Raw genomic sequence first — 13,306 nt, forward strand, 5'->3', positions numbered from 1 at the left:
GCAGTGGAGTCACACCCAATGAGCACAGAGTCGGGCAAGCAGGACAAGGCGGCCATTCGTCGCGCCTTCGATGCTGCCGCGAAGACGTACGACGCGGCCGCGGTGCTGCAGCACGAAGTGGGCCGGCGCATGCTCGACCGGCTTGACTTCATCCGCCTGCAGCCCGAGCGGGTCCTGGATGTTGGTGCGGGCACCGGCCACGCCACCGCGGCGCTGCGCAAGCGGTTCCGCAAGGCCGGTGTGGTGGCCTTCGATCTCTCCACGGCCATGCTCGCGCAAAGCCGCCGCCAGGGCAGCTGGCTGCGGCCGGTGCCCGTGGTCTGTGGCGATGCCGAAGCGCTGCCCTTTGCCGACCGCAGCGTGGACCTGATCTTCTCCAATGCCACGTTCCAGTGGTGTGGTGACCTGGATCGGCTGTTCGAGGAGTGCCAGCGCGTGCTGCGCCCCGACGGCCTGCTGATGTTCTCCACCTTCGGGCCCGATACGCTCAGGGAGCTCCGTGAGAGCTGGAGTGATGCCGACGGTTACCGGCACGTGAACCGCTTCGTGGACATGCACGACATCGGCGACGCCCTCGTGTCGGCGCGGTTCGCCGACCCTGTCATGGACATGGAGTACTTCAACCTGACCTACGCCAGCGCCGGTGATCTCATGCGCGATCTCAAGGCGATCGGCGCGCAGACCGTTACGGGCGGCCGCGCCCCGGGGCTGACCGGCCGGGCCCGGTTGCAGCGGATGATCGAGGCGTACGACCGGTATCGGGACGGCGACGGCCGGCTTCCGGCCACCTGGGAGATCGTCTACGGCCACGCCTGGGCCACCGACCGCATGCCCCAGCGCCGTGATCAGGAAACGGGGGCCGTGACCGTGTCACTGGACGCCTTCCGCAGCAGCCTCAAGGGAGGGTACTGAGTGGCGGGCCTGTTTGTCACCGGTACGGACACCGAAGTGGGCAAGACGGTCGTCGGCTGCAGCCTGCTGGCGGGTCTGAATGCGCTTGGGATGACCGCCGCGGCCATGAAACCGGTCGCCTCGGGATGTGAGCGGACCGCCGACGGGCTGCGCAACGAGGACGCGCTTGCGCTCATGGCGGCGGCATCGGTGCGGCACGGGTACGATGTGGTCAACCCCGTCGCCCTGGAGCCCGCCATCGCGCCCCACCTGGCGGCGATCGAGGCGGGCATCACCGTGGATGTCGCCGGCCTGGCCGCCGCGGCCCGTGCACTCGCCGCGGACGCCGACCTGCTGCTCGTGGAGGGGGCGGGCGGGTGGCGTGTGCCGCTGACCGAGGACGCCGGTTTCGCCGATCTGGCGGCTGCGCTCGGCTATCCCGTGGTGCTGGTGGTGGCGGTGCGCCTGGGCTGCATCAATCATGCGCTGCTGACGGCGGAAGCCGTCCGGCGCGACGGTCTGCCCCTGGCCGGGTGGGTCGCCAACATCATGAACCCGGATGAGCCGCGGCTCGACCAGCAGCTCGAGACCCTGCGCACGCGCCTCCCTGCCCCCTGTCTCGGCATTCTGCCCTGGGCGCCGGACGAGATCCCGGTTCACCGTGCCCGCCATCTGGATTGCACCCGCCTGCTGCCGGGGGGCGGGCGGTAAATCAGGGACTTGGCTCTCCCGATAGTGACGTAGTCCACAATCCGGCCGCATGCGGGGCCGTGCCGCGCTTTTCTCCGGGGGGCAACTCCTCTAGAATGCGGTAGCGTTCCGGAGTGATGGTGGACACTGGTCCGGCCTCCCGGTTCGCCTCCATGAGGCCCTGGGAGTATGGCCACCATGGCTGTGACGCGAAGCGAATCGGCCGAGCAGACGCGGCTTTTTGATCTGCGTCCCAATGCCGGCATCTACTGGCGGCAAACCTTGGTGATCTTCCTGATGCTCTCCACGGTTTGTCTGCTCGTAGGCGTCGCGTTCGCGCTTGCGGGTTTCTGGCCCATCCTGCCCCTGGCCGGGCTGGAGGTGCTGGCCCTGGGGGCGGCGCTGTACTGGTCCGCGCGCCGCGGGGATTACCGCGAAGTGATTCGCGTCAGTCCCGACCGGGTGCGGATCGAAAAGGGACGACGTCAGCCCGAGCAGACCTGGGAGTTTGATCGCGCCTGGTCTGCCGCGGAGTTGCAGCGATCGCCGCTGCGTTGGTACCCCGCCCGTCTGGTCATCCGGTCGGGGGGCGATCAGGTCGAGTGCGGTGCGTTTCTTACCGATGAAGAGCGCGAGAGCCTCGCCAGGGAACTTCTGGACTGTATCGGTCCCATGGCCGCCCGCGGGGTAGATTCATCCCCGCCGACGGGTCCCGGGACAACCGAATAACGAACGGATAAAGCCGCCAATTCCATCTGGGAGAGCGCGTGGAATGACTTCGAAGATGCTGGTGAGAGCCCTCACCGCCGTGGGTCTGCTTGGTCTGCTGCCGATTGCAGCGGCGGCGCCCGGCGAATCCGAATGGCGTAAGCCCTGGGGGCTTAACCTTCCCGAGGGCGTGACGTCCCTGAGTCAGCAGGCCTACGACCTGCACATGCTGGTGTTCTACATCGTCTGCGCCATCGGCGCGTTCGTGTTCATCGGCATTTTCTACTCCATCTGGAAGTTCCGCCACTCGCAGGGGGCCAAGCCCGCTAACTTCCACCACAACACCACGGTGGAAGTGGTGTGGACGGTGGTGCCCTTCCTCATCCTGCTGGGGATCGCCGTGCCGGCGACCCAGACCATGATCAAGATGGAGGACACCAGTGGCTACGACATGACGGTCAAGGTCACCGGTTACCAGTGGATGTGGGAATACGAGTACATGGATGAAGACATCAGCTTCTTCAGCCGGCTCGACCGCGACAGTCAGCGTGCCCGTCAGCGCGATCCCGAGATCTCGCCGCAGGAGGTCGAGCACTACCTGCTCGACGTGGACAACCCGCTGGTGGTGCCGATCGACAAGAAGATCCGCTTCCTGCTGACGGCCAACGACGTCATCCACTCCTGGTGGGTGCCGGAACTGGGCTGGAAAAAGGACACCATCCCCGGGTTCATCAACGAGGCGTGGGCCCGTATCGAGGAGCCGGGCGTCTACCGTGGGCAGTGCGCCGAGCTGTGCGGGCGTGACCACGGTTTCATGCCGATCGTCGTCATCGCCCTGGAGCAGGACGAGTACGACGACTGGGTGGCCGAGCAGAACGGCGACGTGGCCGCCGCCGGCGATGACCCGGCCGACGTGGATGTGGACGCGGATGCCGGCGCCGACGAGGTTGCTGACGAGCAGCTGGAGGACATGTCCCAAGACGAGCTCATGAGCCTGGGCGGGCAGGTCTACGACAGCCAGTGTCTCGCCTGTCACCGTGCCGAAGGCGAGGGCATGGGCAGCTTCCCCGCGCTTGCCGGCAACGACGAGGTCACCGGGGATGTGAGTCAGGTCAAGGACGTCATCATCAACGGGGTCTCCGGCACCGCCATGCAGGCGTTCGGCGGCCGTCTGGATGACCGGGAGATCGCCGGTCTGGTGACCTATATCCGCAACGCCTGGGGCAATGACGCCGGTGATCTGGTGCAGCCGTCCGAGATTCGCGACGCGCGCTAGCCGGGTTCGGGAACAAGACTGAAAGAGGTAGACACACATGTCGTCCACAACCGATACCGCGCATCACGGGCACGACGACCACCATCACGGTCCGGCGTATGGCATTACGCGCTGGTTGTTCACCACCAACCACAAGGACCTGGGCGTCCTGTACATGAGCTTCGGCCTCCTGATGTTCTTCATCGGCGGCGCCATGGCCATGGTGATCCGGGCAGAGCTGTTCCAGCCGGGTCTCAACGTGGTGGACCCGTACTTCTTCAACCAGATGACCACCATGCACGCGCTGGTGATGATCTTCGGCGCCGTCATGCCGGCACTGACCGGGCTGGCCAACTGGCTGATCCCGGTACAGATCGGTGCGCCGGACATGGCCCTGCCCCGTATCAACAACTGGGCGTTCTGGCTGCTGCCGGCCGGCTTCGTACTGTTGCTGGCGACACTGTTCATGCCCGGCGGCGGTCCCGCGGGCGGCTGGACCATGTATCCGCCGCTGGTGCTTCAGCTGGGTGACGCCTTCCCGTTCCTGATCTTCGCAGTGCACATCCTCGGCATCTCGTCGATCATGGGGTCGATCAACATTGTTGCAACCGTCCTGAATATGCGTGCGCCGGGCATGACGCTCATGAAGATGCCGCTGTTCGTGTGGACGTGGCTGATCACGGCCTTCCTGATGATCGCCGTGATGCCGGTGCTCGCGGGGGCAGTGACCATGCTGCTCACCGACCAGTACTTCGGTACCAGCTTCTTCGATGCCGCCGGTGGCGGTGACCCGGTGATGTTCCAGCACATCTTCTGGTTCTTCGGTCACCCCGAAGTGTACATCCTGATTCTTCCGGCGTTCGGCATCGTCTCCGCGATCCTGCCGACGTTCTCGCGCAAGCCGCTGTTCGGCTACAGCTCCATGGTGTACGCCACCGCGGCCATCGCCTTCCTGTCGTTTATCGTGTGGGCGCACCACATGTTCACGGTGGGCCTGCCGCTGGCCGGGCAGCTGTTCTTCATGTTCGCCACCATGCTCGTGGCCGTGCCAACCGGGGTGAAGATCTTCAACTGGATGGCCACCATGTGGCGCGGCAGCATGACGTTCGAGACGCCAATGCTGTTTTCCATCGCCTTCGTCGTGCTGTTCACGGTGGGCGGTCTGTCCGGCGTGATGCTGGCGCTGGCGCCGGTGGACCTCCAGTACCACGACACCTACTTCGTGGTGGCTCACTTCCACTACGTGCTGGTGAGCGGCACCGTCTTCGCCATCATGGCCGCCGTCTACTACTGGCTTCCCAAGTGGACGGGGCACATGTACGACGAGAAGCTCGGCAAGATCCACTTCTGGGTCTCCGCCATCTCGGTGAACGTGCTGTTCTTCCCGCAGCACTTCCTGGGGCTGGCCGGCATGCCGCGCCGCATTCCGGACTACGCGCTGCAGTTCGCTGAGTTCAACATGATCTCCTCGATCGGCGGGTTCGTGTTCGGGTTCTCGCAGCTGCTGTTCCTGTACATCATCATCAAGTGCGTGCGGGGCGGCGAGAAGGCGACGGACCAGGTCTGGGACGGTGCCCAGGGCCTTGAGTGGACACTGCCTTCGCCGGCGCCGTACCACACGTTCGACACGCCGCCGGTGGTGCGATAACGGAGGACCGTTGGACGAGAACCAGCACAATTCCACATCGCGGCGGCGGGGGATTTTGATCACCGCCGCCGTGCTGGCCGGACTCGCTTTCGGCGTATACCTGATCTTCATTCTGTTGCAGGTGGGGTTATGAGCGACGAGACCACGAGCAAGCGCCATACCGGTATCGTTACCAGACTGGTGCTGGTGACCGTCGGCATGTTCGGGTTCGGGTTTGCCCTGGTGCCACTGTATGACGTGATCTGCGATATCACCGGCCTCAACGGCGTGGTGGATCTTCAGGCTGCGGACTATGATGCCGGGGCCGAGGTCGACCCGGACCGCAAGGTCACGGTCGAGTTCGTGGCGACCGTGAACGACAACCGGCCCTGGGAGTTCTCACCGGAAGTCCGCCGGATGGAGGTCACGCCCGGCGAGCTTTACACGGTGACCTTCAAGACCACCAACGAGCAGAGTGAAGACACCGTCAGTCAGATCGTTCCCAGTGTCGCCCCCGGGCGGGCCGGCCGGCATTTCCGCAAGACGGAGTGCTTCTGCTTCACGGAGCAGCCGTTCGAGGCCGGCGAGAATCGCGACATGTCGGTGACGTTCTTCATCGACCCGAGGCTGGATGATCGGACCCAGACAGTGACCCTGTCCTACACCCTGTTCGATCTGGGTGCCGGTGACGAACCCGATATCGATCCAGAAGATGCTCAGTTGCACGCCGGCTCGCAGTAGGTTGGCGGCGAGAGACGAGGAAAAACAAGCATGAGCCAAGCAGAAGGCAGCTACTACGTTCCCCACGACAGCCGTTGGCCCGTGTTCGGTATTCCGGGCATGACACTGCTCGCGGCCGGCTTCTCCGTCTATCTGAACGGCGGTGACTGGGGCGTTCCCATGATGGTCCTGGGTGCGGTGATCACTATCATCATGACCGTCATGTGGTTCCGTGACGTGGTCAACGAGAGCGTGGCGGGCAAGTACAACGCCCAGGTGGACATCTCGTTCCGCCAGGGCATGGCGTGGTTCATCTTCTCGGAGGTCATGTTCTTCGGGGTGTTCTTCGGCGCCCTGTTCTATGCCCGCGTGTTCTCGATCCCGTGGCTGAGCGGCGGCGATCCGGCGACGAGCCAGTACCTCTGGGATTCGGTGGTACTGTCATGGCCCACGGCAGGGCCCGGCATGCTGGATCTGCAGTATCAGGCCATGGGCGCATGGGCGCTGCCGACCATCAACACGCTCATTCTGCTCACCTCGGGCGTGACGCTCACCTGGGCGCACCATGCCATCAAGGAGAACCACCGGCAGAAGGTGATCATCGGCCTGGGGCTGACCGTGGCACTTGGCCTGATGTTCAGCTCCATCCAGGCCTACGAGTATTTCTACGCCTGGGATGAGCTGAACCTGCGCATGGACACCGGGATCTACGGCTCCCTGTTCTACATGCTCACCGGCTTTCACGGCGTGCACGTGATCATCGGGGCGCTGACCCTTTTCGTGATATTGCTGCGTGTGATCAAGGGCCACTTCACGGCGGACGATCACTTCGGTTTCGAGGCCGCCGCCTGGTACTGGCACTTCGTGGACGTGGTCTGGCTGGGCCTGTTCGTCTTCGTCTACCTGATCTGATCAGCGGCTGCCGTGGCCGTGCCATTGACTGCCCGGCCACGGCAGCACGTTTCCGGGAACTCCATGCAGGTTACCGGCGTCTATTGACGGAACGGATCGTTGGGTTCGATGACGCCGGCCACCATGAGCCCCACCACGATCAGGAACAGTCCGACCGAGAGCCCGATGCGCCAGGTGAGCGCACGAACCACTCGCCGGGAGTCGCTCTTGTCCCGGACGAGGTAGATGGCGCCGGAGAACAGGCTGATCACGATGGCCACCATGGCCAGAATGATGGCGATTTTGATGGCTAGTTCCATGGATTCCCGCCAGGGCAGGGGGGTGCGCGGACCCCGGGTTGTGACGATCGGCCGCGCGTCTGGCGCGGCAGGTTCGCCGAGTATACGCGCGTTCCACAACGCCTGACACCCCATCGGAGAGACCCATGCGCCTTGGGCGTTACCAGTTCAGGCCACGCATCGTGCCGACGCTGGCGACAGCGGTCGTGTTCCCTTTGCTGCTCTCGCTGGGGTTCTGGCAGCTCGACCGTGCGGATCAGCGACAGGCGATCGTGGATGCCTACGAAACCCGCGACGAGCGGCCTGCGGTGGATCTGAACAGCGACGGGGTGCCTACGGATGACGGGGCACCCCGGAATACCACCGCATTCGGCCGTTTTGACGGCGACCGTCAGCTGTTGCTGGACAACCAGATGTACCGGGGCGAGGTGGGTTACCACGTGCTGACGCCTTTCCGGATCGAAGGCGTCGACCGGGTGGTGCTGGTGGACCGCGGCTGGGTGCCGGCGGGTGACAGCAGGGCGGAACTCCCTGGCGTTGCAGTAGATGATTCGTCCAGGTCCGTGTCCGGATTTCTCGATCAGGGGCCGCCGAGCGGCCTGCGTCTGGGTGGTATGGCGGATGGTGAAACAGGTTGGCCGTTACGCATCCAGTACCTGGATTACGACGCATTGGAGGAACGTCTGGGCGAGGCACTGATGCCGCACGTCCTGCGGCTGGATCCCGACGCGCCGGATGGTTTCGTTCGGGACTGGGGACCGGCGTTCCGGGAAGGGTACGGTCCGGAACGCAATCTCGGCTACGCGGTTCAATGGTTTGGGCTCGCTGCCGCCCTGGCGGTGATTTTCCTGATAGTCAATACACGACGGGTGGGTTCCCATGACAACGGATGACAAGGCACAGATGTGGCGCGGCAGGCGTGCATTGCTGTTGCTGCTGGCGGTCTTTCTGCTGCCTGCAGCGATTGCCTGGACCCTGTTCTTTAGCGGTTGGCGGCCGCCGGCGACCTCGAATCACGGTGAACTGCTGGATCCGCCGGTGCGGGTGGAGTCGCCGGCCCTGACCGCCGTTGCCGGCGGTAACGGGGTGCCTGATTTCCGCGGCCAGTGGACCATTCTGATGGCGGTCGAAGGCCCCTGTGAAGCGGCCTGCCGCGACCGGTTGCAGGAGACGCGGCAGATCCGCCGGGCGCTGGCTCAGAATGCCGACCGGGCCCAGCGGGTACTGGTGCTGGACGCGGCCGAGCACGCGCCGTCGGAGGCGTTTCTGCAACGCCACCAGGACCTTCATGTGGTTGCCGGTGAGACGCAGTGGGCGCGGCCGGACAACGCCCCCGACGTGGCCCTGAGCCTCATCGACAGCCGTGGATACCGGATGATGGAGTACGGCGAGCCGTTTGTCCCGTCCGGCATGCTTGATGACATGAAGCACCTGCTCCGTCTCGCGAACGTCGATATCGAACGCCTTGACGGCCTATCCGACCAGGACTGACTCATGGGAAATATCAAGTTCTTCCGTTTCTGCCTCTCTGCGACCGCGCTGACCCTCGTGGTGGTGCTTCTGGGCGCTTGGGTGCGGCTGGAGGACGCCGGACTGGGCTGCCCCGACTGGCCGGGCTGCTATGGCATGCTGCTGGGGGTGCCGCAGACTGAAGAGGCCATCGAAAGCGCCAACCTGGCGTACCCCGAGCGGCCCGTCCATGTGGGCAAGGCGTGGAAGGAGATGATCCACCGTTATGCGGCCGGAATCCTCGGGCTGCTGGTGTTTGCCATCGCCGTCATCGCCGTCCGGAACCGCCGTGACCCGCAGCAGCCGTTGGCCGTGCCGATGATCCTGGCGGTATTGATCATTGCGCAATCGATCCTTGGCATGTGGACGGTGACCTGGCAGCTCAAGCCGCTGGTGGTCACCATGCACCTTCTGGGGGGAATGACGACGCTGGGGATACTGTGGTGGCTGACCCTGCGCACCGGGCGGCTGATTCCGGTGATGGCCGGCAACTCCGCCCGAAGGCTTCGCCCCTGGGTGCTTGCTGTCCTGGCGGTCGTCGTTGGCCAGATTGCGCTGGGAGGCTGGGTCAGCACCAACTATGCGGCGCTTGCATGCACGGACTTTCCTCGCTGTGGCGGGCAGTGGTGGCCGGACGCCAACTACAGCGACGCCTTCGTTCTGTGGAAGGGGCTTGGCGTTGATTACGAGTTCGGGGTGCTGGACCACCCGGCACGGGTCGCCGTGCATTTCGTCCACCGGATCGGCGCCGTGATCACCGCAATCGCCGTAATCGGCCTGGCGGTTGCCGTGTGGCGGGCCACTGTCGCCGCCGCGCCTCGCGCCATCGCGGCCGCGAGTGTCGTGCTGCTGGCGGTGCAGTGGGCGCTCGGCATTACCAACGTGCTGGCCAGCCTGCCGTTGTCCGTCGCCGTGGCTCATAACGGCGGCGCCGCACTTCTGCTGTTGAGCATGCTGACCCTTTACCATACCCTTCAACCCTTGCCCACGTCCGCACCGCCCCGTCAGGGGAGCGCGGAGTGGCATTGACGACGACGGGACGGGGTGGCGCCGCGCGCGACGGTATGGCGGAACTCACACGACATTGGGGAGACTACTACGCCCTTTGCAAACCAAAGGTCGTGGCGCTGCTGGTGTTTACCGCCATCGTTGGCATGGTGCTCGCCGCGCCTCCTGCGGAAGTCCCCTGGGATGCTCTGATCTTCGGCAGCATCGGGATCGGCCTGAGCAGTGCATCAGCGGCCGCCATCAACCAGGTCGTCGACGAAAAGGCGGATGCCGCCATGGCGCGCACCCGCGGCCGGCCCCTGCCCCAGGGGGCGATGCCCACGGGGCGGGCCATTGCATTCGCCACGGGGCTGGGCGTCGTCGGCCTCGGCACGCTGTACTGGCTGGTCAACCCCATGACGACTCTGCTGACGGCGCTGTCGCTCATGGGGTACGCGTTCGTCTACACGCTTTTCCTCAAGCGTGCCACGCCCCAGAACATCGTCATCGGCGGCGCCGCCGGTGCCGCACCTCCGGTGCTGGGTTGGGTGGCGGTTACCGGCACCATCGACCCGCATGCGCTGCTGCTGTTTCTGATCATCTTCATCTGGACCCCGCCACACTTCTGGGCGCTGGCCATCCACCGTCGCGAGGACTATGCCAAGGTCGACATCCCGATGCTGCCCGTGACCCACGGTGTGCGGTTCACAGAGGTGCAGATCCTGCTCTACACGGTGCTGCTGGTGGCGGCCAGCCTCTTGCCGTTCGCCATGGAAATGAGCGGCCTGCTGTACCTGGTCGGCGTAATGGCCCTCAACGCGGGGTTTCTCTACTACGCCGTCGCCATGTGGGTGTCCGATGACGACACGCTGCCCATGCGTGCGTTCACCTATTCGATCACGTATCTCATGGGGCTGTTCGGCCTGCTCCTGCTTGACCACTACCTGCCGTTGCTTGCGCGCGTGCTGCCCGCCTGAGTCACCGGCGGGCCGCGGTGTCATTGCGGTTCACACTCCCCCGGCAGGCATGTCTACAATGGTGACCATGGATGATCGTCCATCGGAACCTGCACAGAAGGAAGGGGAGCATTCATGAAGCTGACAAGCCACAGTCTGACGGAAGGACAGCCCGTTCCCGAGCGGAATGCGTTCGGGGTGCCCGACCCCCAGACGCACATGCGTTTCGGAAACAATTACAGCCCCCATCTGGCCTGGTCCGGCGTGCCGGAGGGCACGCGCTCCCTGGTCCTGCTCTGCCATGATCCGGACGTCCCGAGCGAAGCCGACGACGTCAACAAGGAAGACCGGGAAGTGCCGGCCGATCTGCCACGGGTCGACTTCTTCCACTGGGTGCTGGTGGACATTCCGCCCACGACCCTGGAGCTGGAGGAAGGCGCGTTCTCCCGCGAGGTGACGCCGACGGGCAAGAGTGGTCCTGAAGCTCCTGACGGCTTACGTCACGGCCTGAACGACTTCACCAATTTTCTTGCCGGCAATCCGGACATGGCGGGGGAGTACTTCGGCTACGATGGCCCCTGTCCGCCATGGAACGATGCGCTGCTCCATCATTACGTCTTCACCCTCTACGCGACGGATCTGGAGCGCTGCCCGGTGGACGGCAAGTTTACGGGGCAGGATGTCCGGCAGGCCCTCAGTGGCCACGTGCTGGACCGTGCCGCCATCACCGGCACGTACACCCTGAATCCGAAGGTTAAAGGGTAGTCGGCGCCGGTTTACTGCGTCCGTGAACTGAAGAGGGCGGACCCGCTTGCGGGTCCGCCCTCTTCTTGATGCTGGTGCCGGTGCGCCCCGGGAGTCGCGTCAGGAGCTGCCGTACCGCTTGAAGATCAGCGAGCTATTAGTCCCGCCGAAGCCGAAGCTGTTGGACATCACGGCCTGCAGGCCGGCGTTGTCCACCCGTTCGCGCACCACCGGCGCGCCCTCGGCTTCGGGGTCGAGCGTATCGATGTTCGCCGAGGCCGCAATGAAGTCGTCACGCATCATCAGCAAGCTGTAGATGGCCTCCTGCGCACCGGCAGCGCCGAGGGAATGCCCCGTGAGCGACTTCGTGGAGCTGATCTTCGGCATGGCATCACCGAAGGCATCGCGCACCGCTCCAAGCTCCGTGATATCGCCGGCAGGCGTACTGGTGCCGTGGGCATTGATGTAATCCACTGCACCCTCGTGGGTGGCGAGCGCCTGCTGCATGCAGCGGGTGGCCCCTTCCCCGGACGGAGCGACCATGTCGTAGCCGTCGGAGGTGGCACCGTACCCGGTGAGCTCGGCATAGATGGTCGCGCCCCGCGCCAGGGCGTGCTCCAGCTCTTCCACCACCAGCATGCCACCGCCGCCCGCGATGACGAATCCGTCGCGGTCAGCGTCGTAGGCGCGCGAGGCGGTCTCCGGCGTATCATTCCGCTTGGATGACAGCGCGCCCATGGCGTCGAAGAGCATGGTCATGCTCCAGTGCTCTTCCTCGCCGCCACCGGCGAAAACGATGTCCTGCTTGCCGAGCTGGATCTGTTCCATGGCAGTGCCGATGCAGTGGGCGCTGGTTGCGCAGGCCGAAGTGATGGAGTAATTCAGCCCCTTGATCCGGAACGGGGTCGCCAGGCAGGCGGATACGGTGCTGCCCATGACCTTGGGAACCATGTAGGGGCCGACGCGCTTCACACCGCGCTCACGCAGGATGTCGGTGGCCTTGACCACGTTCTCGGTGGACCCGCCTCCCGAACCGGCCACCAGGCCCGTGCGCGGGTTGGAGACCTGGTCCGGAGACAGTCCGGCGTCCTCAATGGCCTGCTGCATGGCCACGTAGGCGTAGCCAGCGGCGTCACCCATGAAACGGCGTGCCTTGCGGTCGACGTGCTCCTCCAGGTCCAGATCGACGACCCCGGCGACGCGGCTGCGCAAGCCCATCTCCTCGTAGGCGTCCCGGTAACGGATACCGGATCGGCCCTCCCGGAGGCTCGCCGTGACGGATTCCTTGTCGTTCCCCAGGCAGGAGACAATGCCAAGACCTGTAATTACCACACGTTTCATACTGATTTGCTCCTCGCTACGCCCAGGCCGCGAGCGTGCTCGCAGAGTGCACGGGATGAGACGTCTGAGGGTGCCCTGCTCTCGCGATCCCGCACCGCGGTGCCGGCATCCACTGACAGGACCGCCACATGATGTCAGCCTTCCATCGCCTCCGGCGACTGGAACAGCCCCACGCGGAGGTCGGTGGCACTATAGATGGGCTTGTTGTCCACCAGCATCTCGGCGTCCGCGATGCCCATGGTGAGTTTGCGCATGATGACCCGTTTCATGTCGATCTTATAGGTCACAAGCTTGGCGTCAGGCAACACCTGACCGAAAAACTTCACTTCCCCGGACCCCAGCGCACGGCCGCGGCCAAGCCCGCCTTTCCAGCCGAGGAAAAACCCCACCAGTTGCCACATGGCATCCAGGCCGAGACAGCCGGGCATGACCGGATCGTCCTGAAAATGGCAGTCGAAGAACCACAGGCCCGGGTGGATATCCAGCTCGGCGTGGATGTGGCCCTTACCGTAAGCCCCGGAGGTGTCGTCGATGTGAACGATGCGATCCAGCATCAGCATGTTGGGCTTGGGCAGTTGCGGGTTGCCCGGGCCGAACAGGCGCCCTTCCGCGCAGCGGATGAGGTCGTCGTAGGCGAAACTGGAATCGTTCTTCAGGTAATGCGGATTCGTTGCCATTTGGTCCTCGG

16 protein-coding genes are annotated in these 13,306 nt (G+C 64.7%); 13 read left to right on the top strand and 3 right to left on the bottom strand.

The window, feature by feature from the left end; genetic code table 11:
• The first annotated feature begins 18 nt into the window (after nt 1–18).
• The 8 genes from bioC to ACNSTU_RS05915 all read left to right on the top strand — a co-directional run bounded on the left by bioC (nt 19) and on the right by ACNSTU_RS05915 (nt 6,803).
• Nucleotides 19–912, top strand: coding sequence for a malonyl-ACP O-methyltransferase BioC (gene bioC, locus ACNSTU_RS05880; RefSeq protein WP_290630244.1), 894 nt, complete (start codon nt 19–21; stop codon nt 910–912).
• Complete coding sequence (gene bioD / locus ACNSTU_RS05885) at nt 913–1,602, top strand: dethiobiotin synthase (RefSeq protein WP_290630246.1); 690 nt, start codon at nt 913–915, stop codon at nt 1,600–1,602.
• A 177-nt stretch (nt 1,603–1,779) separates the two neighbouring features.
• Nucleotides 1,780–2,310 (top strand): DUF2244 domain-containing protein, encoded by a 531-nt coding sequence (locus ACNSTU_RS05890; RefSeq protein ID WP_290630248.1) that lies wholly within the window; start codon nt 1,780–1,782, stop codon nt 2,308–2,310.
• A 43-nt stretch (nt 2,311–2,353) separates the two neighbouring features.
• On the top strand, nt 2,354–3,565 hold the full coding sequence (gene coxB / locus ACNSTU_RS05895) for a cytochrome c oxidase subunit II (protein ID WP_290630250.1): 1,212 nt from the start codon (nt 2,354–2,356) through the stop codon (nt 3,563–3,565).
• 37 nt (nt 3,566–3,602) lie between these two features.
• Entirely contained in the window at nt 3,603–5,192 is a 1,590-nt protein-coding gene (ctaD, locus tag ACNSTU_RS05900; protein ID WP_290630252.1) for a cytochrome c oxidase subunit I, read from the top strand.
• A 10-nt stretch (nt 5,193–5,202) separates the two neighbouring features.
• Entirely contained in the window at nt 5,203–5,325 is a 123-nt protein-coding gene (locus ACNSTU_RS05905) for a hypothetical protein (protein WP_290630254.1), read from the top strand.
• Nucleotides 5,322–5,912 (top strand): cytochrome c oxidase assembly protein, encoded by a 591-nt coding sequence (locus ACNSTU_RS05910; protein ID WP_290630256.1) that lies wholly within the window; start codon nt 5,322–5,324, stop codon nt 5,910–5,912. The genes ACNSTU_RS05905 and ACNSTU_RS05910 overlap by 4 nt, the downstream gene beginning before the upstream one ends.
• A 30-nt stretch (nt 5,913–5,942) precedes the next feature.
• Complete coding sequence (locus ACNSTU_RS05915; RefSeq protein ID WP_290630258.1) at nt 5,943–6,803, top strand: cytochrome c oxidase subunit 3; 861 nt, start codon at nt 5,943–5,945, stop codon at nt 6,801–6,803.
• An 80-nt stretch (nt 6,804–6,883) separates the two neighbouring features.
• Here the strand turns inward: ACNSTU_RS05915 and ACNSTU_RS05920 are convergent, their stop codons facing one another.
• On the bottom strand, nt 6,884–7,102 hold the full coding sequence (locus ACNSTU_RS05920; protein WP_290630259.1) for a twin transmembrane helix small protein: 219 nt from the start codon (nt 7,100–7,102) through the stop codon (nt 6,884–6,886).
• A 125-nt stretch (nt 7,103–7,227) separates the two neighbouring features.
• Between ACNSTU_RS05920 and ACNSTU_RS05925 the strand changes: the two genes are divergently transcribed.
• The 5 genes from ACNSTU_RS05925 (at nt 7,228) to ACNSTU_RS05945 (ending at nt 11,298) form a co-directional block, all read left to right on the top strand.
• Nucleotides 7,228–7,974, top strand: a complete 747-nt coding sequence (locus tag ACNSTU_RS05925; protein WP_290630261.1) for an SURF1 family protein — start codon at nt 7,228–7,230, stop codon at nt 7,972–7,974.
• Complete coding sequence (locus ACNSTU_RS05930; RefSeq protein WP_290630263.1) at nt 7,961–8,572, top strand: hypothetical protein; 612 nt, start codon at nt 7,961–7,963, stop codon at nt 8,570–8,572. Before ACNSTU_RS05925 ends, ACNSTU_RS05930 begins: the two co-directional genes overlap by 14 nt.
• Nucleotides 8,573–8,575: 3 nt before the next feature.
• A complete protein-coding gene (locus ACNSTU_RS05935; RefSeq protein ID WP_290630265.1) occupies nt 8,576–9,619 on the top strand; it encodes a COX15/CtaA family protein in 1,044 nt (347 codons plus the stop codon).
• A 35-nt stretch (nt 9,620–9,654) separates the two neighbouring features.
• Complete coding sequence (cyoE, locus tag ACNSTU_RS05940; protein WP_290630317.1) at nt 9,655–10,554, top strand: heme o synthase; 900 nt, start codon at nt 9,655–9,657, stop codon at nt 10,552–10,554.
• A 114-nt stretch (nt 10,555–10,668) separates the two neighbouring features.
• Nucleotides 10,669–11,298 carry a YbhB/YbcL family Raf kinase inhibitor-like protein gene (locus ACNSTU_RS05945; protein ID WP_290630267.1) on the top strand — a complete coding sequence of 210 codons (630 nt, stop codon included), beginning with the start codon at nt 10,669–10,671 and terminating at the stop codon, nt 11,296–11,298.
• A gap of 99 nt (nt 11,299–11,397) precedes the next feature.
• Here the strand turns inward: ACNSTU_RS05945 and fabB are convergent, their stop codons facing one another.
• Nucleotides 11,398–12,618: a beta-ketoacyl-ACP synthase I gene (fabB, locus tag ACNSTU_RS05950; RefSeq protein WP_290630269.1), complete on the bottom strand. Its 1,221-nt coding sequence runs from the start codon at nt 12,616–12,618 to the stop codon at nt 11,398–11,400.
• Nucleotides 12,619–12,752: 134 nt separating this feature from the next.
• On the bottom strand, nt 12,753–13,295 hold the full coding sequence (fabA, locus tag ACNSTU_RS05955; RefSeq protein WP_290630271.1) for a bifunctional 3-hydroxydecanoyl-ACP dehydratase/trans-2-decenoyl-ACP isomerase: 543 nt from the start codon (nt 13,293–13,295) through the stop codon (nt 12,753–12,755).
• Between the last annotated feature and the right edge of the window lie 11 nt (nt 13,296–13,306).

Source organism: Aquisalimonas sp. APHAB1-3 (assembly GCF_048323695.1).
Taxonomy (GTDB): Bacteria; Pseudomonadota; Gammaproteobacteria; order Nitrococcales; family Aquisalimonadaceae; genus Aquisalimonas.